The organism is Pseudoalteromonas sp. 19-MNA-CIBAN-0066 (genome assembly GCF_040308705.1).
In the GTDB taxonomy this organism is placed as follows: Bacteria; Pseudomonadota; Gammaproteobacteria; order Enterobacterales; family Alteromonadaceae; genus Pseudoalteromonas; species Pseudoalteromonas nigrifaciens.
Genome location: NZ_JBEONZ010000005.1, coordinates 146571 through 170388 on the forward strand (window position 1 = coordinate 146571; position 23818 = coordinate 170388).

24 protein-coding genes are annotated in these 23818 nt (G+C 38.9%); 16 read left to right on the forward strand and 8 right to left on the reverse strand.

Annotated elements, in window-relative coordinates; translation table 11 throughout:
• Positions 1-151: 151 nt before the first annotated feature.
• From AAEZ18_RS05260 to AAEZ18_RS05270, 3 genes are all read left to right on the forward strand, one after another.
• The gene (locus AAEZ18_RS05260; RefSeq protein WP_197182648.1) at positions 152-1759 is read left to right on the forward strand and encodes a beta-helix domain-containing protein; all 1608 of its coding nucleotides are present in this window, start codon (positions 152-154) and stop codon (positions 1757-1759) included.
• Between the two features lie 72 nt (positions 1760-1831).
• Positions 1832-4555 (forward strand): TonB-dependent receptor domain-containing protein, encoded by a 2724-nt coding sequence (locus AAEZ18_RS05265; RefSeq protein WP_197182647.1) that lies wholly within the window; start codon positions 1832-1834, stop codon positions 4553-4555.
• A gap of 274 nt (positions 4556-4829) precedes the next feature.
• On the forward strand, positions 4830-5177 hold the full coding sequence (locus AAEZ18_RS05270; RefSeq protein WP_089369299.1) for a hypothetical protein: 348 nt from the start codon (positions 4830-4832) through the stop codon (positions 5175-5177).
• A 275-nt stretch (positions 5178-5452) separates the two neighbouring features.
• On the opposite strand, the gene AAEZ18_RS05275 is transcribed toward AAEZ18_RS05270, so the two are convergent.
• Positions 5453-5650, reverse strand: a complete 198-nt coding sequence (locus tag AAEZ18_RS05275) for a hypothetical protein (protein ID WP_231618002.1) — start codon at positions 5648-5650, stop codon at positions 5453-5455.
• Between the two features lie 268 nt (positions 5651-5918).
• Between AAEZ18_RS05275 and asd the strand changes: the two genes are divergently transcribed.
• Positions 5919-7058, forward strand: coding sequence for an aspartate-semialdehyde dehydrogenase (gene asd / locus AAEZ18_RS05280; protein ID WP_058375120.1), 1140 nt, complete (start codon positions 5919-5921; stop codon positions 7056-7058).
• 138 nt (positions 7059-7196) lie between these two features.
• On the opposite strand, the gene AAEZ18_RS05285 is transcribed toward asd, so the two are convergent.
• Positions 7197-8006 (reverse strand): ion transporter, encoded by an 810-nt coding sequence (locus AAEZ18_RS05285; protein WP_197182657.1) that lies wholly within the window; start codon positions 8004-8006, stop codon positions 7197-7199.
• A gap of 80 nt (positions 8007-8086) precedes the next feature.
• Between AAEZ18_RS05285 and AAEZ18_RS05290 the strand changes: the two genes are divergently transcribed.
• The 5 genes from AAEZ18_RS05290 (at position 8087) to AAEZ18_RS05310 (ending at position 10109) form a co-directional block, all read left to right on the forward strand.
• Positions 8087-8299, forward strand: a complete 213-nt coding sequence (locus AAEZ18_RS05290; RefSeq protein ID WP_011330154.1) for a hypothetical protein — start codon at positions 8087-8089, stop codon at positions 8297-8299.
• Between the two features lie 96 nt (positions 8300-8395).
• Positions 8396-8677, forward strand: coding sequence for a hypothetical protein (locus tag AAEZ18_RS05295; protein WP_011330155.1), 282 nt, complete (start codon positions 8396-8398; stop codon positions 8675-8677).
• A 69-nt stretch (positions 8678-8746) separates the two neighbouring features.
• The gene (locus AAEZ18_RS05300) at positions 8747-8938 is read left to right on the forward strand and encodes a YwbE family protein (RefSeq protein WP_197107473.1); all 192 of its coding nucleotides are present in this window, start codon (positions 8747-8749) and stop codon (positions 8936-8938) included.
• Complete coding sequence (locus tag AAEZ18_RS05305; RefSeq protein ID WP_086999126.1) at positions 8938-9456, forward strand: DUF4240 domain-containing protein; 519 nt, start codon at positions 8938-8940, stop codon at positions 9454-9456. The genes AAEZ18_RS05300 and AAEZ18_RS05305 overlap by 1 nt, the downstream gene beginning before the upstream one ends.
• Positions 9457-9647: 191 nt before the next feature.
• Positions 9648-10109 (forward strand): hypothetical protein, encoded by a 462-nt coding sequence (locus AAEZ18_RS05310; RefSeq protein ID WP_011330158.1) that lies wholly within the window; start codon positions 9648-9650, stop codon positions 10107-10109.
• Positions 10110-10127: 18 nt separating this feature from the next.
• Here AAEZ18_RS05310 and AAEZ18_RS05315 read toward each other — a convergent pair whose 3' ends face one another.
• The 3 genes from AAEZ18_RS05315 to AAEZ18_RS05325 form a co-directional block, all read right to left on the reverse strand.
• Positions 10128-11387: a Y-family DNA polymerase gene (locus AAEZ18_RS05315; RefSeq protein WP_192531722.1), complete on the reverse strand. Its 1260-nt coding sequence runs from the start codon at positions 11385-11387 to the stop codon at positions 10128-10130.
• Entirely contained in the window at positions 11375-11788 is a 414-nt protein-coding gene (umuD, locus tag AAEZ18_RS05320) for a translesion error-prone DNA polymerase V autoproteolytic subunit (protein ID WP_011330160.1), read from the reverse strand. Before umuD ends, AAEZ18_RS05315 begins: the two co-directional genes overlap by 13 nt.
• An 82-nt stretch (positions 11789-11870) precedes the next feature.
• Positions 11871-12290, reverse strand: coding sequence for a MarR family winged helix-turn-helix transcriptional regulator (locus AAEZ18_RS05325; RefSeq protein WP_197182646.1), 420 nt, complete (start codon positions 12288-12290; stop codon positions 11871-11873).
• A gap of 120 nt (positions 12291-12410) precedes the next feature.
• Here AAEZ18_RS05325 and AAEZ18_RS05330 point away from each other — a divergent pair, with 120 nt between their 5' ends.
• From AAEZ18_RS05330 to AAEZ18_RS05340, 3 genes are all read left to right on the forward strand, one after another.
• Positions 12411-13154, forward strand: a complete 744-nt coding sequence (locus tag AAEZ18_RS05330) for a siderophore-interacting protein (protein ID WP_197182645.1) — start codon at positions 12411-12413, stop codon at positions 13152-13154.
• Positions 13155-13282: 128 nt separating this feature from the next.
• Positions 13283-14272, forward strand: a complete 990-nt coding sequence (locus AAEZ18_RS05335) for an LLM class flavin-dependent oxidoreductase (RefSeq protein ID WP_041455000.1) — start codon at positions 13283-13285, stop codon at positions 14270-14272.
• 270 nt (positions 14273-14542) lie between these two features.
• Complete coding sequence (locus AAEZ18_RS05340; RefSeq protein ID WP_011330164.1) at positions 14543-15562, forward strand: patatin-like phospholipase family protein; 1020 nt, start codon at positions 14543-14545, stop codon at positions 15560-15562.
• 94 nt (positions 15563-15656) lie between these two features.
• On the opposite strand, the gene AAEZ18_RS05345 is transcribed toward AAEZ18_RS05340, so the two are convergent.
• The gene (locus tag AAEZ18_RS05345) at positions 15657-16088 is read right to left on the reverse strand and encodes an Lrp/AsnC family transcriptional regulator (protein ID WP_011330165.1); all 432 of its coding nucleotides are present in this window, start codon (positions 16086-16088) and stop codon (positions 15657-15659) included.
• Positions 16089-16256: 168 nt separating this feature from the next.
• Between AAEZ18_RS05345 and ocd the strand changes: the two genes are divergently transcribed.
• From ocd to AAEZ18_RS05365, 4 genes are all read left to right on the forward strand, one after another.
• A complete protein-coding gene (ocd, locus tag AAEZ18_RS05350; protein WP_197182644.1) occupies positions 16257-17327 on the forward strand; it encodes an ornithine cyclodeaminase in 1071 nt (356 codons plus the stop codon).
• The gene (ctlX, locus tag AAEZ18_RS05355) at positions 17324-18235 is read left to right on the forward strand and encodes a citrulline utilization hydrolase CtlX (RefSeq protein WP_193038656.1); all 912 of its coding nucleotides are present in this window, start codon (positions 17324-17326) and stop codon (positions 18233-18235) included. Before ocd ends, ctlX begins: the two co-directional genes overlap by 4 nt.
• Positions 18236-18341: 106 nt before the next feature.
• Positions 18342-19748: an alanine/glycine:cation symporter family protein gene (locus AAEZ18_RS05360; protein ID WP_197182643.1), complete on the forward strand. Its 1407-nt coding sequence runs from the start codon at positions 18342-18344 to the stop codon at positions 19746-19748.
• A 183-nt stretch (positions 19749-19931) separates the two neighbouring features.
• Positions 19932-20975 carry a patatin-like phospholipase family protein gene (locus AAEZ18_RS05365; protein WP_197182642.1) on the forward strand — a complete coding sequence of 348 codons (1044 nt, stop codon included), beginning with the start codon at positions 19932-19934 and terminating at the stop codon, positions 20973-20975.
• 141 nt (positions 20976-21116) lie between these two features.
• Here AAEZ18_RS05365 and AAEZ18_RS05370 read toward each other — a convergent pair whose 3' ends face one another.
• The gene (locus tag AAEZ18_RS05370) at positions 21117-22733 is read right to left on the reverse strand and encodes a glycerol-3-phosphate dehydrogenase/oxidase (protein ID WP_197182641.1); all 1617 of its coding nucleotides are present in this window, start codon (positions 22731-22733) and stop codon (positions 21117-21119) included.
• Positions 22734-22855: 122 nt separating this feature from the next.
• Positions 22856-23752: a fructose bisphosphate aldolase gene (locus AAEZ18_RS05375; protein ID WP_011330171.1), complete on the reverse strand. Its 897-nt coding sequence runs from the start codon at positions 23750-23752 to the stop codon at positions 22856-22858.
• Positions 23753-23818 lie beyond the last annotated feature (66 nt).

The following is a 23818-nucleotide window of genomic DNA, read 5'->3' on the forward strand; positions in this document are numbered from 1 at the left end:
TAAAATGTAACGGCACTGTCATATCTCTCCCGTATTGTACTCCTATTCGATAACTCAAGTGACCTTAATGCATGAGTGTCGTGCCTTAAAGTGACTTAAGTTATTACTTAATGCGCTAACAAAATAATTAAATACTTTAACGGAGTGAACAATGACATTATCTGGCTTATTTAAGGTTAGTCTAGTGGCTACTGCAATGACTTTAGCAGGCTGTGGCGGTGGTGATATTAACGTTACACCGACTACAGTTGATAACAGTGTAGACAATTCAGTGACTAACCCAGGTGGTGATAATGGTGGCGATACAATAAGTTGTGCCACATACACATTAGATGGAGCTACATTTACGGGTGAAGCAGAAGGCATTAACTGTTTATACAGCCAAGCATTTGCAAGTAATGCAAAAGAAATTACAAGCTCTTTTGTTATCCCTGCGCTAGACGATGGCGGTGCCCATGTATTTGAAGGTGCTTTATTTATTGGTGACGATGTAGACACATCTACTGGCGCCACTATTGATGTTAATGGCCCAACATTGTCTATTGAAGCAGGCGCTACCATTGCGTTTACCAAGCCAGAGAGTTTTATTCGTATTGCTCGCGGTGCAAATATTGAAGCAATTGGTGAAGTAGATAAGCCAATTATTTTCACAAGCATTAAAGAAGTTGATGGTGATGATTCTACCACCGCTCAAATTGGGGATTGGGGTGGTGTTCAGGTAAATGGACGTGGTCATTCTATTCGTTGTACAGCAACAGCTGCGGCACAAGACATGTGTAACCACTCAGCTGAAGGTATTGTATCTTATTACGGTGGTAATGATCCGCAAGATAGTAGCGGTATTCTAAAGCATATTGTTATTAAGTATGCAGGATTTGGTGTTGAAGGTGATGAGCTAAATGGTTTAACACTAAATGCTGTTGGCTCAGGCACAACAATTGATTATGTCCATGTACATAATGGTTTTGATGATGGTATAGAGCTCTTTGGTGGTAGTGTTAACCTTAAACACATCGTTGTTACTGATACAGGCGATGATGGTATTGACTGGGATGAGGGTTGGAAAGGCTATGGACAGTACATTCTTGTCCGTTCAAATGAATATGGAAATCATGGTTTTGAAACAGATGGCGCAAAAGTTGATCCATTATCTGCAGACGCACAAGATTTAGTAACGACTGTTTCTAATCCAACTATTGCTAATGCAACCGTTGTTACTACTGGTGACCAAGGTGCTGAAGGGCGTCGTACTGGTGCCGGTATGGAAATGAAAGAATGGGGTAAAGCGCAATTAGCTAATATGCTGTTTGTAAACTCATCATCTGTAGATGGTGCTGGCTGTTTTGATTTATATAATGAAAAAGATAAATCAGGAGATGCTGGTGTGCATACCAATGCAAACAACGGTGATATCGCATTTATGAGTTCAATATTTGCGTGTGGTAAGAATTTTGAAGACGTAAATACTCCTTTAACAGGCGCGTTAGCAAGCTTTGATATCAATACCTGGTTTACTGGTGGCGAAAATAACCAGCTGATTGGTTTTGCTGATTTTGCAAATGTGCTTGGTGCTGATGGTGTTTCAACTGCAGCAACTATTACAGATTCACAAGGTACTGCGGTAGCTACAACAGCTAAAGACATGAGTGAGGTTGACTCTTTCTTTACTAACGCAGGCTACATTGGTGCACTTAAAGAAGGTGAATCAAGTGAATGGGCTGATTTTGTAGCTGCATCTTTACAACGCGCTAGTAATTAATCTAGACCGGCTCTAATTATAAGGCGCTCTGGCGCCTTTTTTAAGGGAATTTTAGGTTTAGAGGATATAAATATGAAACATCAAAAGCAGTTTAAAACTAATCTAATAACGTTATCTCTGCTCTCCCTTTTTTCTTCATTTAATTCTTTTGCTGAACAGGCACAAGAAATAATCAATGAAGAAGCGATAGAAGAAGTTGTTGCAACAGGTACACGCCTTAAAGGCAGTGCTAGTGCCGTAATTGATGAACGTAAAAACCAGGCATTTGTTGCTGATATAATGGGTTCAGAGCAAATATCTAGAACAGGTGATAGCGATGCCGCTTCTGCACTTCGCCGTGTTACAGGCTTATCGTTAGTTAACGATAAGTTTATTTATGTACGCGGTTTAGGTGAGCGTTACTCAAGCGTGCGTTTAAATGGCGCGGTTGTTCCAAGCCCAGATCTGACTCGAAATGTAATTCCACTTGATATTTTCCCATCAAGTATTATTGAATCTTTAGCTGTTCAAAAAGCCTATTCGCCTAATATGCCTGCGGCTTTTGGTGGTGGTGACGTTAATATCAGGACGAAAAGCATTCCAAGTGATACTTTATTTAAAGTTGAGATTGGTGCTAGCTATAAAGATACAAACGATGAAGGCTACACATACAATGGCGGCAGTGACGACTGGTTAGGTAAAGATGATGGTACACGCGCATTACCTGGAGCCGTTAAAACGGCGCTAAATACCTATATCAATGGCTTGTCTGATATCTCATACAGAAATATAAGAGATGTCGAGTCAAGACGTCAGGGGACTGATATTGGTCAAGCAGCTGCAATAGACTTAAATAAAAGTTTATCAAAAGCACTACCAAGAGATTTTGGCTTAGAAAAAGAAAGCTTAAACCCTGATGCAGACATTAAAGCTGTTTATGGCGACCGATTTGATAACTTATTTGGCCTAGACGGATCTTTTGGTTTCTTAGCATCAGTTGCTTATGAAAATGAATGGTCTAATGCAGAGAAGTTTAGCGCAGTACTTTCTTCTGTTGACGCATCTGAATCTGAATGTTCAAAAGATGATTTTACTTGTTACTCTGCCACAGAGAAAGAAGTATCAACCAAGCATAATATAAAATTAAATAGCTCTCTAAATTTAGGTTATAAAATTGGCGGCCATGATTTAACAGCTACCTATATGATGCTACGAGATACTGAAGATGAAGCTTCTGTTTCGCTTTACCAAGAGCCTTCAAAGTCATTAAGCATTGATGCTGGGCAATTACAGCGAAGCCACTTAACCTCTTTTGAGGAACGGGAACTTGAAATACTTCAACTTCGTGGAATGCACAATTTAGAGTGGAGTTTTCTTGAAGGTGTCGGTGTAGATTGGCAATACACTGATTCAACAGCGACGACGAGTATACCCGGCGAGCTTGAAGTAACGGTGCGTGATGAGTACGCCGATGGCGAATATCAACGTACTTTTTATAATGGTAGCTTAGGTGGCAACCCTTATTTGTATCGATTTGTTGAGCTAGAAGACGATGTTGAAAACTGGGGCGTTAATATTAATAAAGTTTTTTACTTTGAGAACGCCGAAGTTGAAATCGCGGGTGGCGGCTATTTTGTTGAAAAAACGCGTGATTACCGCACAGACTTTTTTAACTATCGTTTTAGCCAAACACAGTCTTTAGATTTAGCACAAAGTGAAGAAGAAGCACTGTCAATTGGTAGTTTCTTTGCAAATGATGCTGTGATCGATTCAACGGATTTAGAGTTATTGTTTCAAGAACCTACAGCCGATGATTACTTAGCAGCGCAAATGATTGATGCTTATTATGGCTCTTTTGATATCACTTTTGCTCAAGATTGGCGTTTAAGTGGTGGTGTGCGTTACGAGGATTTCCGCCAAGTTGCCCTCGCTTTTTCTCGCTCAGCATTCGATCCTGCTTTATTGGCAGATAAATTAAGTGCAGATGCAATAAAACAAGCAAGTGTGATGGAAGATGAGTATTTTACTTCATTATCCATGACATACAGTCAGCAGTCGTACCAGGTTCGTTTTGGCTATGGCAGCACGGTTGTTCGTCCTGACTTGCGTGAGTTAAGCCCTGTTCAATTCCAAGATCCGTTGACCGGTTATCGAACGCTTGGTAATCCATTCTTAGAATCTAGTTACCTAGATAACTTTGATGCACGTATCGAATTTTATATGGACAATGGTGATAACTACTCAGTTGGCGCATTCTATAAAGATATAGATAACCCAATCGAAGCATTATTAACCGAAAGTGACGGCCGTTTTACGCTGCAGTTTGACAATGCAGATACAGCCTATGTTTACGGTATAGAAGCAGAATGGTTAACTGAGTTGCATAGTGATTTATTAGGAGGTGCTTTTTTTACTTCTGGTAATTTAACAGTAAGTGATTCAGAAGTTGAAATTGCACAAGAGCAGCGCGCTGACCTTACTAATCTAAAGCGACGCATGACTGGCCACTCAAAGTATGTTGCCAACTTACAATTGAATTACGATTCGCATGATGGCATGCACCAAGCTTCAGTTATTTATAACGTATTTGGTGACCGTATTTTAGCTGCGGGTGTTAACAATTTTGATGACGCTTACGAACAACCTTTAAACTCGTTAGACATGGTTTATAGTTACTACCCAACGTTCAATACTACATTAACACTTAAAGTGAAAAATATGTTGGGACAAAACTTTGAAGTAGAACAAAATGATGTGCTAATTCGTTCTCAAGAAACGCCTAGAGAGCTGAGTTTAAGCTTTAGCTATGAGTTTTAAACCCCTTGAACGACTAAAATAAGCCGTTACAACCTAGCCCTGCCATATGTAGGGCTTTTTACTACCTCAGTTTTAAACGCAGTTATAGTTTAATATTGATTATATAAATGATGTTTTTATATCTCTTTTAACTTAAACATTATTCACTTCATACACACACTCTCTCTAAATCATTTAACTTTAATAACTCTTTAACAAATAACACATAATTGTTGTTTATATTTAACAGGCTGTAATTAAGTTTTATAATTTTATTTTAAAAGGAATAATATCCATGAATTTAATAAGAAAGGTTATTAGCTCAGTTGTTATAGTTGGTTCTTTTGGTTTTGCGAATGATGCTCTAGCTGCAAGATCATGTTCTGTTATTGTTGATGATATCCAGCTAAATCATTCTCAGGTAATTGTGAAAACAACTAATAGTATTACTCACATGGCTAATGACAAGTTAACTTTAGCTTATCAAGACACTCAATTTGGCCAGATCTTAGAAAAGCTTGCTGAAGCAAAAAGTTTAGAAACGCCTGTAAAAATTTATATACTTGAGGAGTTTAATGGTGATGATGCGCGCAGTTGTAGTGATAGCGTTACTGACTATATAGGATCAGTTCATCGCTTCTAATGTACTAAATTGTTTGTAGCCCCATAATTAGTATAGGGCTACAATTTTATATACTACTGACACTTTATAGTTGCATAAAGTTGATAGCATTGGTTTTTACTACCAGTGCTTTTCATTGTCCATAATTGGTTATACCAATCAAAGTTACCATAAGCGCTTTCATCCTCTCCGCAGGTAATTGTGCTTCCAGAAATTTCTTGATTGTGACCACGCTCTTCACAAAATTGATTTCCATTTGTAGAACCCACAAAAAACAGCTCTAAGCGCCCATTTATTCAAACCTTTGGTGCGTAATAGGTTGTTGCAGTATTTACCAATATGCCTTGTTGCTGTTCCATATTTATTTCTGCGCGCTCAAAGGATACTTTTTCATTTTCTTTTAGCGTTACTGTGCTTGCTGAAAGCGTAGTATCTGCAAATACATTAAGTGATACTGAACTTAAAGTAAGTAGAGCAAGAGTGAATGTCTTCATTATCTTTTCCTTTAGTTAAATGTAGAATTACACAAAACATCTTTATTCAATGTGTCTATTAAGCGTGGTAAATATAAGTTTCAACAAGGTTAAGCTTTTATTAAAGTTTAAAATAAGCACTGCATGCCTTTGCATTTTTTACACTATGAAAAAAATTTGAGTTCTACTTTATTCACTAGTTTTAGCCGTCTACGAGTGTTAGTTTAGCGTTAATGAAAATTAAATCTCACGCAATGAATTTAATTTTTAATGTATTAAGGCATCTTTTATGAATCAAATAATGGAACTCACAATGAAAAAAGTAGGATTAGTCGGTTGGCGTGGCATGGTTGGCTCTGTGTTATTAGAGCGTATGAAGCAACAAAGTGATTTTGCACTTATCGACACCACCTTTTTCACCACCTCACAAGCGGGCCAATTAGGCCCAGATATTGCGGGCGAAGCAAAGCCGTTACTCGATGCCAGCAATATTTCCGAACTGGCTAAAATGGATATTATTGTTACCTGCCAAGGTGGCGATTACACTAATGCTGTTTATCCACAATTGCGCGAGTCGGGTTGGGATGGTTATTGGATAGATGCAGCGTCGGCACTGCGTATGGCTAACGACAGCATTATAGTACTCGATCCGGTCAATAAAGACGTTATTGAGCAAGGTTTATCACAAGGTGTTAAAACCTTTGTAGGCGGTAACTGTACGGTTTCTCTTATGCTGCTTGCACTGGGCGGTTTATTTGAGCAAGACTTAATAGAATGGGTAAGCCCCATGACCTATCAAGCTGCGTCGGGCGCGGGTGCGCGCAACATGAAAGAGTTAATTGCACAAATGGGCGCAATTCATCAAAGTGTTGCCGAGCAACTTGCAAATCCAAGCGCTGCTATTTTAGAAATAGATAAAATAGTCAGTGAAAAAATGGCATCAGATTCACTGCCGCAAGATCAGTTTGGTGTGCCACTCGCGGGAAGTTTAATTCCATGGATTGATGTGCCTATGCCAAGTGGCCAAAGTAAAGAAGAATGGAAAGCGCAAGTTGAAGCGAATAAAATTTTAGGCTCGGCTAAGCAACCTATTCCAATAGATGGTTTATGTGTGCGTATTGGTGCTATGCGTTGTCATTCACAAGCAATGACCATTAAATTACGTGAAGATATTAGCGTTGCCAAAATAGAGCAAATCTTAGAATCGCATAACGAGTGGGTAAAGGTTATTCCTAATGAGCGCGACATTAGCACTACCGACCTAACCCCAGTTAAAGTCACCGGTACACTGAGTATTCCAATTGGGCGTATTCGTAAATTAGCCATGGGGCCTAAATATATTAGCGCCTTTACTGTTGGCGATCAGCTGTTATGGGGTGCTGCAGAGCCGCTACGTCGTATGCTTCGCATAATTGTTGATAGCGAATAATAGCAATTTAATGTAACTGCTATAAACGCTTAAATTGTTTTATAAAAAAAGGGTTAGCGATTGGCTAACCCTTTTTATTTTAAATGCTAAATTAATTATTTTTCAATTTAGAATTATTAAGCTGGTGGCTGTAAATAATTAATACTCTTTTTCTTTGAGTAATGACTTTAGATCAGCAATTTGTGCTTGCAAGGCGTTTACTTGCCCTTGTGTCGCGGGCAGTGAGTCGTTATCGGCCAGATCATCGCGGGCATTTTTGTGCTCTTGCGACATCACTTCTAAAATAGCGCCAACCATCATATTTAAAAATACAAACGCAGTTAAAAATATAAAGGTTAAGTAGTAAATCCAGCTAAGTTTATAAACCAGCATGGTTTCGTACATTACGTCGGTCCAATCTTCAAACGTGGCAATTCTGAACAAGGTCAACATAGATATTGATACATCACCCCACAATACGGGGTTTATATGTGCAAACATCATACTGCCTATAGCGGCGTAAATATAAAAAATAACAAACATCAGCAGGGCTATGTAACCCATTTGCGGAATAGCTTTAAGTAAAGCGTTAACTAATAAACGCAGCTCGGGGACCATAGACACCAGCCGCAATACACGAAATATTCGCAATAAGCGTGCAATTAGCATACTTGAGCCTGCCGCAGGGTATAAGCTACCTAGTACGATAAGGGTGTCGAAAATATTCCAACCTTTGGAGAAAAAATCTTTGATACCTTTACTGGCAATAAAGCGAATTACGAGTTCAATTAAAAAGAACGCCGTAATGCCTATATCCATCCAATTAAGGACAATTTCTACCGTTGGCGGAAGAGAATAGGTGTGAGCACCTACGGTAAGAGCAGAAACAACAATTACAGCAATAACAAATGATTGAAATAGTTTGCTTTTATCTATACGCTGAAACTGCTTTTGCAACTGCGGCAACATCATAATAAGTCCTGTACAAAGTAAGGTTTTTTGAGGCGCTTAATATACAGTTTTTACCTTCTAAAGTGTAAGGAATTTTAATGATTATTAATAAACTAAACGCGAGTTTACTGTTTGTAGCCGGTTTGAGTTTGCTCGCTGGCTGCAGCTCTGATGCACGCTTTCATGAAATACAATCTGCACGTCTTGATGAGTGTAACTACAAAGCAGACAAAGAATATTACGAATGCCTTAAATTACAAGAGGCTAATTTTGAAGAGTTTAAAAAACAACGAGCCGAAAACACTCAGTAACGCTTATTTAATCACTCTTATTAAATAACGGCTATTAAGCGTTATTACTATTTAATTTCAAATATTAATAAATTAAGAGGTTATGGCTAACACATTATGACAAAAACTCAAAAACAGCGTGATAAACAAATACGCCAAGTACTGACAATTGCCTGTGAAAATATAAAACAAACCGATTTTGGCTTTGCTTATTTAACACATACCGTTGATTTAAATAACGAAGCTAACACCTTAAAAGTTCAATGCTATTTTAACGATGACCTAGCGTATCAAAAAAGCGAGTTACATTTTGACGCGCTTAAAAATGAGATCACACAACAGCTTGCAACAATTGGTTTGGCTATTAAAGCAGCGAATATTTCGTTTTTAGTCGATTAACCTTTGTTAGGTTGGTTTGTGTATGCTTGGAGGCTATAATTGGCCAAATTATTTTTTAGGGTATAAATTATGGCTGTCCCTACTCGTTCGCAAATCTCCCTTGGTACAAAAGTAAATATCGTATTAAAAGAAGATCAACGCAGTGGCACATTAACGCAAGGTGTGGTTGAGCGTTTATTAACAAAGTCACCAAACCATCCTCATGGTATTAAAGTACGTTTAGACGATGGCCAAGTAGGCCGAGTGAAAGAGATCTTATAATGAGCACTTTAACAGAACAGGCTTTTTGGGATTTAGTAACCGCCCCCGATTTAGGGCTCGATCCGCAAAATGTGAGTGATAACTTAAAGCTTAAACTGCACGATTTAACCGATCAGCAGTTAATTGAGTTTGATAAATTCTTTGGTATTTGTATGCGTAAATGCTACACCTGGGATTTATTTGGCGCAGCATTTGTAATGGCCGGTTGTAACGACGAATATGGTTTTAGTGAGTTTAGATGCTGGTTAATATCGCGCGGTGCAGACGTGTTCGAAAACGCTTTACTAAACCCTGATTCAATTGCCGCCTGTACGCCTGTGTATCATGTTAACGAGCAGCCTTATCCGTACATTGATGAATACGACTTAATTGCTGGTTTACTTTACGAGGAGCGTAACGATGACGAACTGCCATTTATTCCCTCAGGAAGTGACGAGCCAAGAGGCAAACGCTTTAAAGACAAAGCTAAGTTTTTAAAGCAAAGCTATCCGCTGTTATTTGCTAAGTACTGGCAGTAATATTTTCACACCCTAATCGTTTTATTTTTTACTGCGTATAAAAACGCTTAGGGTGTGTAGCGCCTTTTTAAAGCAACACGACTTCTCTCCTTTTAAAGTAAATCTCTGTTATAGTTATAAAAGTTATAAAAATTAAGCAACCAAGCATTTCGCTATTATTTAACCCACTAATTCGAGGATACAACCACTTAATGAAATACTTAACACTTGCTTTATTAGCTATTGCTTTTACCAGCGCTCATGCAGTTGCAACCCCAAGTAATAAAAGCCGTTTTATTCCGCTTTTAAAAACAAAACTGGGTGCCTATGAGGTGGTGTCGGCTAATTCAGCGTTATGCGTTAATAGCCAATTGAGTTTAGTAAATCCAGATAATGAAGATGCCGGTTTTACTTTAGGTGAGCAAATTATTTTTGACTCATTACATAACGGAACACAAACGGTTAAAAAGCCCGATTTTTGTTTTGTTACTAGCTCATTAAAATACAAAAGCGACGGCATTGAAAACGGCTTAAGAATGAGTCGCTGCGAAAATCCAGCTAACGAAAAAATAATTAGCCAAAGCATTTACTTTTTAGCTAACGACACACTTAAATATACTTTAAGCCAGCCAAGCGTTGCATGCACTTTTAAAAAAGTGCCCGACAGTCAGTAACGCATAGGTAAGCTATACTTACTCACAATATATTTTGGGTATATCACGCCAGCGCGTGGTGTACTGCGGGGATAAAAAATTCCTGTTCATATGCCAACCTTCATTTAATTTACTGCTTGCTAAACTTAGCATTCCTTTACCATAGCGTTTATTTATTGCATCAAGACAATTCATTAATGGTGGATTGTCGGTGCGTTTATTAAATAAATCGTCTTGTTGAAATTGCTGCGCAATAAGCTCTAAAGCACCTACACCACATTTATAATAGCGAATACCCGGCTGGTATATTTGCTCAAACACTTGCGATACAGCACTAGCCATTACGCAGGTGTCGTTAGTGGGGCTGGCAAATGTATACATATACGACTTTTTATAAAAAACGTTTTCGTGAGACGAGCTCGCCGCAAAAATATAAAGTTGTTTGGTAAGCGATTTTTGCTTTCTTAATTTACTAGCAACCACAGTAACGTGATTAATTAACGCGGTTTTAAGTGCCGTTGGCTCGTATATACGCTCACCAAAGCTTCGGGTCGAAAATATCTCGCGCTTATCTTGGCGTACGTCGTCCCAATTTAAGCAAGGTATGCCATTAAGCTCATTTACAGTGCGCTCTACCACCACACTAAATGCACGGCGCATACTGTTAGGGTTTTGCTGCGCTAATTGCCATGCAGTGTGTATGTTCATTACTTTTAATTTTTTGGCTAAACGCTTACCAATACCCCATATATCTTGGCAACTCATTCTTTGTAAAATAGCTTTACGGCTTGCTTCGCAGTTAATAACAGCAACGCCATTAAATCCGGATAATTTTTTAGCGGCATGGTTTGCCGCTTTTGCTAAAGTAGCCGTAGAGCCAAAGCCAACACCAACGGGGAGCTTAGTTTCGCGCCATACGGTGCGCCTAATAGTGTGCCCGTATGCAAACCAGTCATTAATAATAGGGGTGTAACCGTTAAAGTGTAAAAATGATTCGTCGATACTGTATACGTGTTGCACGTCGCAAAAGCGGCCAATAACGTTCATCATTTTGTCGCTTAAATCTGCATATAATTCATAATTACTAGAACGAATTACTACATTATTTTGCGCAAGTAACTGCTTAACTTTAAAGTAAGGCGCAAATTTAGGAATATTTAAACGCCGAGCAATGGGGCACACCGCGCATATGCAACCGTCGTTATTGGTAAGCACCACCACAGGTTTTGAGCGAATAGCCGGATCGAATACTTTTTCAGCACTGGCATAAAAGGCCACCGCGTCTACTAGGGCATACATAACAGTAACTCAGGGCTTTGGCGGTGCAGGCGAATTGAGCGTGTCACTACGCCCTCAAGCTGAAACTCATCGCAGGAGGTTAGTTGTACTGGTTTATACAAAGGGGATGCCGAGAGCAGCCGAGCATTGGTTTTATCAAGTAGCTTACACACAAATAAGCCATTTAAATTAGCAACTATAACGTCGCCATTTTTAGCCTGTTCAGCGCGGTCTACTATTAGCAAGTCACCTTCAAAAATACCCACGTCTTGCATTGAGCTGCCAGAGGCAACGCCAATAAAAGTGGCGTCGGGGTGCTTTATTAATAGCTCATCAAGCGATACACCAAGCTCGCTATATGGCGCAGCAGGCGATTCAAACCCGCACACACCCGCTTCTATATAAATGGGAATAACAAACATAAAGATCAACCAAAACGCATATACTGTACAAGCATACAGTATATGCGTTTTGTTTTACTTTTGCCAAGTAATGAATGAAAGATCACTGCATGTTTTTGATCATTGTTTGTGCGGTATTTAAGAAGTCGTTGATTTGCGTCGAGTTTAAATTTTTACACATTTGCTCGTTAACCTGGCGCTCGGCACTTAGTAATTTGTTAAAAAGCGCAGTGCCAAAGGCAGTAAAAGAAACAATAAAACAGCGTTTATCGTGCTCACTGGCACATTTGTTGATTAAATTTAACGCTAAAAGTTCTTTAATTAAACGGGCAATTTGTGCTTTGTCGCGTTGAGTTTGGGTAACAATATCGTTAGCAGTACACTGCGGCGTTGCTGCAATAATATGCAAGCAACGCACATGCATAGCGTTTAAACCAAGGTCGTTCGCATTAATCGCATCACGCGTTGTTACGCGGTAGCTTTGCATTAGCATAAAGAGTGTATTAGGTAGAGATGATTTCATAGTAATTACCAAATGGTTGACAATATCAATTAAATTGCTATAGTTGATTTTATCAACCAATGGGGCGTTGTGCAAATGTTGCTGCATGCAATTTAAACTTTTTGTAAAACGAGGTAATACATGAGTAGACAAATACGCAAAGCGCAGGTGCTAAGTACGAAGCAAATTACACCGCACTTACAACGCATTGTGGTAGGTTCTGATGAATTTAAAGATCTTACGCCAAGTTACATAGGCCACTATGTAAAAGTGTTACTGCCCCATAATGGTGAACTTGATTTAAACATAAAAACGGCGCTTATGCGCTCCTATACTATTAACCATGTTAATGAGCAAACGGGGGCGCTCACGCTCGACTTTGTAATTAATATGCATCAAGGTCCTGCTACAAACTGGGCGCAAACAGCAAAAGTAGGAGACACCCTAGCCATAGCTGGCCCGGGCCCTAAAAAACTCGATAATTATAGCCATTCGCACTACGTACTCCTTGGCGACTTAACTTCAGTTAATGCAGTGAAAGGCTATGCTCAGCAGTTACCGCATAGCGCGAAAATTGATATGTTTATTCATGCTCCTAGCAAGCAAGACATTATTAGTTTAGATACGCCGCGCACTGTAAATTGGCTAGTTACCAATAGCCCAGATGAAAGCATGCTAACGGCATTAAACAATTTAAAAGTAGGCGCACAACCTCCAATTGTTTTTATGGCGCTAGAGGCAGGCTTAGTGCGCAAAGTAAAAACTAAACTTAATGAGCTATACGCCATACCACGTGCGCATATTGTGGCATCGGGTTATTGGAAAAAGGGACTAAATTCAGAGAGCTATAAACAGCAACGTCAGCAAGCGGCACAACCCGCTTAAATATGCTCAGGTTATTTAGTGTTTAGCACCTTTAGTATCTTGAATTACAGGTAACGCACACCCATCTCTAGTTTTTATGCTTGTGGTTATAGCACACCATAAGCATGCCATTTATAGGAGCTGCTATTTTGTTATCTAATATTCCCTTTTCGTTATTAGAGCTTGCCCCGATGCCCAAAGGGGCAACGGTATCCGAAACACTACATAAAAGTACTAAATACGCACAAAGAGCCGACGAACTAGGTTTTAATCGCTTTTGGTTAGCAGAGCACCATAATATGCCAGGTATTATATGTGCAGCTACCTCTATTTTAGTGGGCCATATAGCCAGTAAAACCGATCGAATACGTGTAGGCTCGGGGGGGATTATGCTGCCGAATCACTCGCCATTAGTTGTAGCCGAACAATTTGGTACATTAGAGAGCTTATACCCAGGGCGTATTGATTTAGGGCTTGGCCGTGCACCAGGAAGCGATCCTATTACGAGTAGAGCTTTAAATTCAGACATGAGCCGAGCAGAGCGCTTCCCTCAAGAAGTAACCGAACTGCAAACCTTATTAGGGCCTTATAATGGCACTCACCCAATACGGGCTATACCCGGTGAGGATACCAATATACCTATTTGGTTATTAGGCTCAAGCTTATTTAGCGCGCAACTTGCAGCGCAAAAAGGGTTACCGTATGTATTTGCAGGGCACTTTGCTCCGCGCTTTTTGTACGATGCCATAGAGTTGTATAAGCGTGAATTTAAACCTTCAAAGGTACTTGATAAGCCATACATAATGCTGGCGTTACCGCTGATAGCAGCCGATACCGACGAAGAAGCACAATACCTATCGACCACTTCGCAACAGCGGGTACTTGCGCTAATGCGTGGCAGTGAATTATGGCTGCAACCACCTGTTGACTCTATGGACGGCCTATGGAGCGAGCAAGAGCGTGCACAAGTGGAAAACTTTTTAAGTTTAAGTGTAATAGGCGGGCATGTAAGTATAAGACACAAGTTAGAAATGATAGTAAAAGAGCTGGGCGTTGATGAATTTATATTTACCAACGATTTATACGACAGCGAAAAACGCCATAGAGCTATCGAAATTTTAATGGAATTAAAACGTTAAGTTTCATTTAGTTAAGCAGGCGTACACCTTACGCCTGCTATATTATACGCGAAATCTAAACTAGTTTTGCTTATAGGCAACATCAATCTGTATTTTGGCTGCTCATTTAAGCTACTCCCAAATAACAGCAAATAAATTACCCTACCGTATTCGCTTTAAGCGATTAAACTAATAGATTTAATCAAATTTTATAGTGATAACTTACCCGCTATAATTAAAACCACAAAACGTTATAACTCTATAACTCTACTTTTTACAGGAAGGTGCATCGTGAACTCGCTAAATAATGTAATCCCTAATTCAGTTAATAAAGCAGCGCTGCCAAAAATTGCGCTGATTGCTGAAGGTGGCGGACAGCGAGGTATATTTACAGCCGGTGTACTCGATGCGTGGTTAGAGCAAGACTACGACCCATTTGATTTATTTATTGGTACATCTGCGGGTTCGCAAAACTTAACTAGTTTTTTAGCCAGGCAAAAAGGCTATGCAAAACGCTTGATAAGAGGGTTGTCGCGTAATAAAAATTTTTTTCAATTAAGCCGTGGTTTAATTGGTAAGCACATAATGGATTTAGACTGGTACTTTGATAAAACCACAGAGGTAAATCGTAGTTTAGATTTTAAAACAGCCAAAAATAACTTAGGGGATCGTGAATTGCTTATTACAGCAACTAACTCACGAGACCGCAAACCGTACTTTTTAGCGCCTACAGGCGAGAGCAAGCAATGGCGTGAGCTATTAAAAGCATCAAGTGCGTTACCATTTTTGTATAAGCAAGGTGTAAAACTAACACCTTGGATGAATACTTTAGCAGCTAACGAAGCCGAGCTTGCCTTAGAGCAAGTAGAACCAGCAGTAGCCGACTTTTACTTAGATGGCGGCCTTGCAGCACCTTTACCTGTACGTGAAGCCTATAACCGAGGCGCACGTAAAATAGTGGTGATCCGCACGGTCGATATTAACTTTCAAGTACAATCGGCATGGGTAAATAAACTAAGAGCATTTGTGTGCGCGTCAGGCTATTGTCCTAAAACCATAGATTATTTACTACAGCACGAACAAGCATACCAAGAAGAGTTGGAGTTTATTGCAAACCCACCAGAGGATGTTGAAATTATACAAATTTTTGCAACCGAAAAACTGCATAGCAAATTACTTGGCAGTTCAGATAACGATTTACGTTTTGATCACAAACTTGGTTTACAGGCAGGGCGTGCTTATTTAGCAGAGCAAAACCCGCAAATTTGGGATCATAGCCATAATCAAGCATTGCAGTACTGTTATAACTAAATATAACTAAAACTAAGGGGGTTATTTACTCAATTGAATTGAGGTAATAAATAACCTCTTTGCTGGCGTATGTAATGCACGCCAGCATTTTATTTTAAGTAGACGAAAGCAAAATACTGGTTTCGCTATTTAAAATACCGTCTATTTCCCTTACTTGCCTAAGCACCCCATCAAATTCACTTAAGTTAGCAGCTTGAATTTCGGCTACTAAATCCCATGCACCGTTAGTGGTGTGCAATTTAGTTAGCTCAGGAATACCGCGCATCGTTTTTATAACTTGCGAGGTCGACTTACCTACCACTTCTACCATCATAATTGCTCTGACTGCTTCGGTTTCAATGTGCTGATGTACACGCACGGTAAAACCTAAAATTGCCCCTGATGAAAGTAATCTGTCTAACCTATTTTGTACTGTGCCCCGCGACACGTTTAATGTAGTGGCTAAGGTTGAAATAGAAGCGCGGCCGTCTTTTCTAAGTTCAGCTATTAATGCTTTGTCGAGGGCGTCATAAATATAGGGAGTCATAGGTTAAGCCTTAGGTAAGTTTTAATCAAAATACTAAATTTAACCATTGCCGCCTAGCAAAATGACAAAAAACAATGCTATTTGTATAACTAATTGCCATTTTAACTGGCGCACCAGAGCGATAAACTGTCTATAAATAATTGCACACACTTACTTATAGAGGTTTTAATGACGCATTTTATAGCACAGCCAAAACAAGGCGTTCCTTTTGTTAGCGTACAAACAATGGCACAGCTTATAAATAAACTCGGCATAGAAAATGTTTTACAACAGCTAACAAAGCGACTAGAAACAGACTTTACTCGTTGGCAGCAATTTGATAAATCCCCACGTTATGCAGCGCATTCACCAGAGGGCGTAATAGAGCTTATGCCAGTGAGCGACGGCGAACTATTTAGCTGTAAGTATGTAAACGGGCATCCTAAAAATACTTTTAGAGAACTGCAAACCGTTGCTGCATTTGGAATTTTAGCCGATGTAGATAGCGGCTATCCGATTATGATCAGCGAAATGTGCCTACTTACCGCACTCAGAACTGCAGCCACTTCAGCATTAGTCGCAAAATACTTAGCTCCTAAAAATGCAACCACACTAACGCTAATTGGTAACGGTGCGCAGTCTGAGTTTCAGGCGTTGGCATTTAAAAGTGTACTAGGTATTACTGATATTCATTTATACGATATAGACCCGAGTGCGTCGCAAAAAGCTTTTAATAACCTCACAGCCTATGGCTTAAACGTCACTATTTGTAACAGTGCTGCAGAGGCCGTAAAAGGTGCGCATATAATAACAACCTGCACTGCAGATAAAACCAACGCCACAATTTTAACCAGCGAGATGATCCCACAAGGCGTGCATATAAATGCTATTGGTGGCGACTGCCCAGGTAAAACAGAATTAGATGCAAAGCTGCTTGAACGCGCTGCTGTATTTGTAGAGTACGAGCCACAAACACGTATTGAAGGTGAAATTCAACAAATGAGGGCTGATTTTGCTGTAACCGAGTTTCATCAAGTTATTAATGGGCAAGCTTGCGGGCGTGAGAGTCAGCAACAACTTACTATTTTTGATGGTGTGGGCTTTGCTAGCGAAGATTTTACGGCATTGGCATTTATTCGCGATCAGCTCATTGCAACGGGGCAGTACAGCTTACTTGATTTAATTACCCAGCAAGCCGATCCGCGTAATTTGTTTTCAGTTTTAACCGCTGAGCATACGCAGCAAGAGAGTGTGGCATAAGTATGGTAAACCAAGCACCAAATAGTATTGTGATGGTTCGCCCACATCATTTTACTTCTAACCCGCAAACCATGCGTGATAACACATTTCAACGCAGCTGTTTAACAACAGATCAAAGCTTACACGCGTATAACGAAGTAACCAATGCAGTCGAAGTGTTAAAGCAAGAAGGGATCCTCGTTCACCTTTTTGAAGATGAGCATAAAGGTACACCCGACTCGGTATTTCCTAATAATTGGTTTACTACTCACCAAAATGGCGAAATACTAACCTATCCAATGTACGCACAAAGCAGAAGAGCAGAATATCGCAAAGATATTATTGATTTTTTAACGGATCAATATAAAGTGTCTGCAGTGACTGATTATTCATTTTTAGCGAAAGAAAATTCATTCTTAGAGGGCACTGGTTCACTGGTTATTGATCATCAATATAAGTTTGCTTATGCGGTTGAATCAAAGCGAACGACACAGTCAGTTGTTAACACAGTATGCGAGCAATTAAAGCTAACCCCGGTGGTTTTTAATGCCTACGATATGCAAGGCACAGCGGTTTACCATACCAATGTATTAATGTGTGTTGCTACAGAGTTTGCCATGATTGGCTTAGACATGGTGCCAAACGAACAGCGCAGGCAGCTAGTAAGCCATTTATTGCAAAGCTATCATCAAGTCATTGAGTTATCGGGCGATCAAATTAATAACTTTTGCGGCAATGCCATTGAGTTACAGGGTAAAAGCGGACGGATTTTAGCGTTATCAGCAACGGCTTTTAAAGCACTTACTGCAGCGCAAATTAAGGTAATAGAAAAAAGTGCCAAATTGGTGCCTTTACCTATTCCTACCATTGAATCTGCTGGTGGCTCAGTAAGGTGTATGATCGCTGGCATTCATTTACCAACAAAGTAAATGTATAAAATAATAAAGGCAGTGTTACTGCCTTTATTATTTTATAACGTATATTTGTGTCGCTTGCAGTGCCTATTTAAATAAGAAATATAACAAGGAATTAGCAATGTTCGATACCGTAGTAAAAAGTGTAAATGGTATTTTATGGGGAGAGGGCCAAGTCCTCATTTACATTTTATTGTTTGCTGGTATTTGGTTTTCGGTGCGTTTAAAAGCCATTCAAATACTTAAATTTAAACATATGTTTAGTTTACTAAAAGGCAGCAGCAAATGTAAAAAAGGCGACATATCATCATTTCAAGCGCTGTGTACTGGTTTATGTGCGCGGGTAGGCACGGGTAACTTAGCAGGTGTTGCCGTTGCTATATCATTAGGTGGTAGTGGTGCCATTTTTTGGATGTGGGTTATTGCCATATTAGGCATGGCCACAGGCTTTGCCGAAAGTGTATTAGGTCAAGTATATAAAGTGCGCGACAGCCAAGGCGAGTTTAGAGGCGGCCCTGCGTATTATATTCAACAAGGATTAGGCAATCGAGCCTTCGCTATTACTTTTGCACTGTGCTTATTTTTAGGTTACGGCTTTACCTTTAGCGCCATGCAAACCAACACCATTACCGATGCACTTAATTTTGCCTTCGAAATTCCAACCTTTTACTCTGGATTAGTGATCACTGTGTTAGCCGGCTCTATTATTGTGGGTGGTTTTAAAGCAATCGCTCGCTTTGCTGAGTGCGTAGTACCGGTAATGGGCATAGTGTTTGTGCTTGTTGCAGTTATTATTACCTTAATAAACTTCACCCAAGTGCCTGCTATGCTTAAAGATATATTTTTATCAGCATTTGGGCTGCAAGAAGCAGGTGCAGGCGCGATGGGCGCAGCAATAAAAAATGGTATTCAACGTGGCCTTTATTCAAACGAAGCGGGCGCGGGCAGTGTGCCACATGCTTCAGCCAGTGCAAGCCCACTGCCTAATCATCCGGTAACACAGGGCTACATTCAAATGTTAGGGGTGTTTTTCGACACCATAGTATTGTGTAGTTGTACTGCGGTTATTATTTTACTTGCCGATATAGACATAAGCGGCGAAATGGAAGGTATACGTTTAACGCAAAGCGCCATGACCGCTCATTTAGCGCAAGGGGGTGTGTACTTTGTAGCAGCCGCTATTACCTTGTTTGCCTTTACGTCTGTAGTAGCCAACTATGCTTACGCAGAAAGTAACTTGCACTTATTTAAACTCGATAACAAAATGGGTCGTGGTATTTATACTTTGCTTTATTTATCAATGATGTTGTGGGGCGCGTCGGCCACATTAAAGCAAGTATGGGATTTAGCCGATATTGCTTTAGGTCTAATGACAGTGGTTAACGTTATCGCTATTATATTGCTAACCCCAACAATATTAGCGGTTACTCGCGATTATCATACGCAACGCGAAAAAGGCTTAGAGCCCGAATTTAAAGTAAATGATGTAAAAGTACAGGGTAAATGCGAAACCGGCATTTGGGACTAGTTAACGTATTTTAAGTCACTTTTAGCATTAATAAACGGTTTTATGGCAGCATAAAATCGTTTTTATTTTTGCATAACTATTCTATTTTTAGCCTGGTTATATACAAAGTAAGTAACAAATATATACCATTAAATAGAAATAAGCAGCGCAATTAAACACAGATTTTATAGGCTAAATTTTTAGATGATCAACATTTACGCAGGTAAAACTGCTGCAAAAATAATAAACGAACAGGGGCTTAAACCCGAATTATTCAGCTCATTTTTAGGTGCCAGCGGCGGGCCAAAATGGTTTACCTTGTTTGGCTTAGACAAGTATATATTTGGTGAGTTTTTTAAAAACCATAGCCAACCGCTTAACTTAATTGGCTCATCGGCCGGGGCATTTCGCTCAGCGTGTTTTGCGCAAAATGATCCGGTTGCAGCAATTGAGCGCTTAGCAACATCGTATTCGCAAACGCGCTATTCTAGTAATAAACCTACCCCCGCAGAAATAACATTAAAAGCCCGCGCACTGCTTGAAGATGTTTTTGGCAATAACGGCGTGGCTGAAATCATAAATAACCCCGTATTTAAAGCACATTTTATAGTGGCAAAATCGAATGGATTTATAGCCAGTGAAAATAAATTATTACAGCTTATGGGTTTATCAAAAAGTTATATGCTTAATCGAGTAAACCGAAAATATTTAGGATCGCAATATGAGCGTTTTATATTTGGCCCCGCAACAAGCGACTTATCAATTACCGACAGCTATAATTTTAAAACACAAAAAATAGCGCTTACCCAAAATAATTTAAAAGAGGCATTACTTGCATCGGGTTCAATACCGTTAGTTATGCAAGGAATTAAAAATATTGCAGGAACACCCGCAGGCATTTATCGCGATGGCGGCATTATTGATTACCACTTTGATTTAAAAATTAACAACCCAGGACTCATTTTATATCCACACTTTAATAGCGATCCAAAAGCAGGATGGTTCGATAAAAATTTAAAACGTAAAGTCTCACCACTTAATTACGATAACGTGGTGATGATCACGCCATCAAAAGAATTTATAGCAGGCTTACCCTACGGGAAAATTCCAGATAGAAATGATTTTACCGATCTAGATGCCGACACACGCATTAAATATTGGAATACCGTTTTTAGTGAAACAGAAAGATTAGCAGAGGCGTTTGATGAGAAGTTATATAATAATTTTAAAATAATACCAATTGAATAAATTGCCAATTTTGCTGATGCAATGAAGCATTTATTGTTATATAAAAGGGCTAGTTTACATCGCGATTATATAGTGATGTAAATTAGCCCTATGGTTGGTTTTGATTGCTGTGTATTTAAATAAAATCACGGAATCGATGGGTTATTGGGATATTTCCTCTATATATTCTTGAAGCCTGGCTTGCGCATTTTCTTCACCAAATAGAATATGACATACCTCTTGTAGCCCCGGATCAGAGAGGATATCTTCTTTACGTACAACCAGTGATATTTTAGAGCGGCGACGTAAAAAATCACTTAGTTTAGTTACCATTTCTCGTTCGGCAGCATGTTCAATTTCAACACGTAAATACTCTGAATTTTTAATTAGAAGCTCAGCTTTTTCAGGAACTTCTCGAATTTTTTCTAACATGTTAATTGCATTTCTTCCGTAACGTCTCCAAAAGCGTTTGCTGAGTACTTCAGTAGATGTTTTGGGAGTTAAGCCGTCTAAATTCATTAGCTTAGCACGATGCATAAATTCATTTTTGACAGTATCGTCAGGCTCGCCGTACCATTTGTAATCCTCGTAAGGAAGGTTAATACCAAGCTTTTTGATTAACTCAGCAACTTCATCACCGACATTGATACAATCAGTTAATTTCCCACCAAATATAGAAAGGTATTGTTTCTCATAGTTAGTGTCGATTGCGTGTTTGCGCGATAATTGCACCCAGTCAGCCTTACCATTACCATCTTTTTTAATTGCTAATGGCCTTACACCACATCGTTCAGCTATTATATCGTCTTTTGTGAGCTGTTTATCCAGTTCTAGTAACTTGTTCGCATTATCTAACACAAACTTTCTATCTTCATCAGTAACATGCGAATGTGGGCTCTCAACTTGTGTATCAGTTGTACCAATACAAGTTTTAGGTCCCATAGGGATCACGAAGAATAGTCTGCCATCGTCAGCAAAAAATGTAAGTACTTTATTACTGCTAGTAATTTTATCAACAATAAGGTGAATACCTTTTGAAAATAAATGGTGATGTGCTGTAGTTTGACTGTTAGTAATATTAATAGGATCAACAAAAGGGCCTGCGGCGTTTATAATTACTTTAGAACGTATCGAAAATTGTTCTTTCGTTATTTCGTCCATTGCATTTGTTGTCCAAATATCACCTGTACGGTTTGAGCCTTGTGCACTTACATAGTTAGCACCGATACAGCCATGGCTCATACTAGAGCGAATAAAGTTAAAAACAAACCGGGCATCGTTGTCTAATAAAAAGCTGTCTGAATACTCAAAACCGGCTTCTACATTTGTAGTGTTGACGACTGGCTCTAATGATTTAATTTTTATTGCATTAAGGTAGCGAGGCGATTGCGTAAAAAATCGGCCCATAAACCAATAGACGATTGTTCCTAAATAGACAAAGAAAGCTGGGAATCTAAAGCCTTTTTGAATACTGGTAAAAAAACGAATTTCTTTAACTGTCGATGGGTAGCTGCGCATTAAATGGTTTCTACTTTTACATAGTTTATTTACCAAGTTATATTCATGGCTTTCTAAATACTTTATGCCGCCCCAGGCCAAGTTAGATGAGTTTGAACTAGTGAAACCAGCGAAATCTTCTTTATCGATTAATGCAACTTTGGCGCCTTTTGCAGCTAATGCTGCAGCTGATACTGCACCATTAATACCCCCTCCAATTATCAATACATCGAATATATCTTGAGGAAGTTTTTTTATATTATTCTTTCTCAGTTGGCTCATTTTTTGGATTACCTATTATTAATTACTAGCCTTTTATATCTACTTGGTTAGGTTATTTTCGTACAAGCTAGAGCTATAAAAGATTACGTATAAAGTTTTTATGCTTATGGAAGTTGGATTACTTATAATTTATATATTGAAGCTTCATAAATGGCTTCTATAGAATTATTTAATTTTTCATCAAACTTTTTATCAGACATGTCATGATGTAGGCCAATCAATAATGCTCTTGAAAAACTAGCAATAATACCAGTATTTCTTTTTAGCTTTTCATTGGCTTGTGTAATAGAGTAACCACCAGATAGAGCAACTAATTTTAAAACTTTTGGGTGTGTTGCAAGATCTTTATATAAATTAGGCACTTCAGGTAACGTGAGTTTTAATATTACTTGCTGTCCATTTTCAAGGTTATTCAGCTCTTCAATAATTACATCATGCAACATGAGTTCTGCAGATTGCTTTTCTTCGCAATAAATATCAACTTCAGGCTCAATAATAGGCATTAGCCCTGAATTTATTACCTCTTTTGCAATTTCAAATTGCTGTTTAACAACATTTTGGATACCAATACGACTAGCTTGTTTTATAACAGACCGCATTTTTGTGCCAAAAACAAAATTAGTATCAACCGTTAGTATTGAACCAAGGTTTTTAATGGGTTTCATTAACTGTACACCGTCAGATTCAGGCATTAAACCTTCATCTATTTTTAAAAATGGTACAATTTCTTTATGTTTCCACAAATATTCAGCTGTTGGAATATTTTCAATGTAACGATTTAAAGTATCTTTAAATAGAATTGCGCCCAATATTTTTTGTGAATTAAATGGACTACTTGAAATTATTCGTGCTCGCATAGAATGTATATATTTAAACATCTCCTCATCAGATGAAATCTCACTAGATGAGATACCATACTGCTCTAAAGCTTTTGGTGAACTCCCACCACTTTGATCTAGTGCAGCTATAAAGCCTTGACTATTTTTTATTTTTTCTAGCATGTTAAGTCTTATTGACATGATTTTAACCTTTAAATAATTGAAAGCAGATATGTTTCTTAACAAAAGTAAAGTTAGATACAATTT

What these genes read in the sequence shown, in the direction of transcription:
- AAEZ18_RS05260 (WP_197182648.1), top strand. Translation starts at nt 152, where the DNA reads ATGACATTATCTGGCTTATTTAAGGTTAGTCTAGTGGCTACTGCAATG.
- AAEZ18_RS05265 (WP_197182647.1), top strand. Translation starts at nt 1,832, where the DNA reads ATGAAACATCAAAAGCAGTTTAAAACTAATCTAATAACGTTATCTCTG.
- AAEZ18_RS05270 (WP_089369299.1), top strand. Translation starts at nt 4,830, where the DNA reads ATGAATTTAATAAGAAAGGTTATTAGCTCAGTTGTTATAGTTGGTTCT.
- AAEZ18_RS05275 (WP_231618002.1), bottom strand. Translation starts at nt 5,650, where the DNA reads ATGAAGACATTCACTCTTGCTCTACTTACTTTAAGTTCAGTATCACTT.
- asd (WP_058375120.1), top strand. Translation starts at nt 5,919, where the DNA reads ATGAATCAAATAATGGAACTCACAATGAAAAAAGTAGGATTAGTCGGT.
- AAEZ18_RS05285 (WP_197182657.1), bottom strand. Translation starts at nt 8,006, where the DNA reads ATGTTGCCGCAGTTGCAAAAGCAGTTTCAGCGTATAGATAAAAGCAAA.
- AAEZ18_RS05290 (WP_011330154.1), top strand. Translation starts at nt 8,087, where the DNA reads ATGATTATTAATAAACTAAACGCGAGTTTACTGTTTGTAGCCGGTTTG.
- AAEZ18_RS05295 (WP_011330155.1), top strand. Translation starts at nt 8,396, where the DNA reads ATGACAAAAACTCAAAAACAGCGTGATAAACAAATACGCCAAGTACTG.
- AAEZ18_RS05300 (WP_197107473.1), top strand. Translation starts at nt 8,747, where the DNA reads ATGGCTGTCCCTACTCGTTCGCAAATCTCCCTTGGTACAAAAGTAAAT.
- AAEZ18_RS05305 (WP_086999126.1), top strand. Translation starts at nt 8,938, where the DNA reads ATGAGCACTTTAACAGAACAGGCTTTTTGGGATTTAGTAACCGCCCCC.
- AAEZ18_RS05310 (WP_011330158.1), top strand. Translation starts at nt 9,648, where the DNA reads ATGAAATACTTAACACTTGCTTTATTAGCTATTGCTTTTACCAGCGCT.
- AAEZ18_RS05315 (WP_192531722.1), bottom strand. Translation starts at nt 11,387, where the DNA reads ATGTATGCCCTAGTAGACGCGGTGGCCTTTTATGCCAGTGCTGAAAAA.
- umuD (WP_011330160.1), bottom strand. Translation starts at nt 11,788, where the DNA reads ATGTTTGTTATTCCCATTTATATAGAAGCGGGTGTGTGCGGGTTTGAA.
- AAEZ18_RS05325 (WP_197182646.1), bottom strand. Translation starts at nt 12,290, where the DNA reads ATGAAATCATCTCTACCTAATACACTCTTTATGCTAATGCAAAGCTAC.
- AAEZ18_RS05330 (WP_197182645.1), top strand. Translation starts at nt 12,411, where the DNA reads ATGAGTAGACAAATACGCAAAGCGCAGGTGCTAAGTACGAAGCAAATT.
- AAEZ18_RS05345 (WP_011330165.1), bottom strand. Translation starts at nt 16,088, where the DNA reads ATGACTCCCTATATTTATGACGCCCTCGACAAAGCATTAATAGCTGAA.
- ocd (WP_197182644.1), top strand. Translation starts at nt 16,257, where the DNA reads ATGACGCATTTTATAGCACAGCCAAAACAAGGCGTTCCTTTTGTTAGC.
- AAEZ18_RS05360 (WP_197182643.1), top strand. Translation starts at nt 18,342, where the DNA reads ATGTTCGATACCGTAGTAAAAAGTGTAAATGGTATTTTATGGGGAGAG.
- AAEZ18_RS05365 (WP_197182642.1), top strand. Translation starts at nt 19,932, where the DNA reads ATGATCAACATTTACGCAGGTAAAACTGCTGCAAAAATAATAAACGAA.
- AAEZ18_RS05370 (WP_197182641.1), bottom strand. Translation starts at nt 22,733, where the DNA reads ATGAGCCAACTGAGAAAGAATAATATAAAAAAACTTCCTCAAGATATA.
- AAEZ18_RS05375 (WP_011330171.1), bottom strand. Translation starts at nt 23,752, where the DNA reads ATGTCAATAAGACTTAACATGCTAGAAAAAATAAAAAATAGTCAAGGC.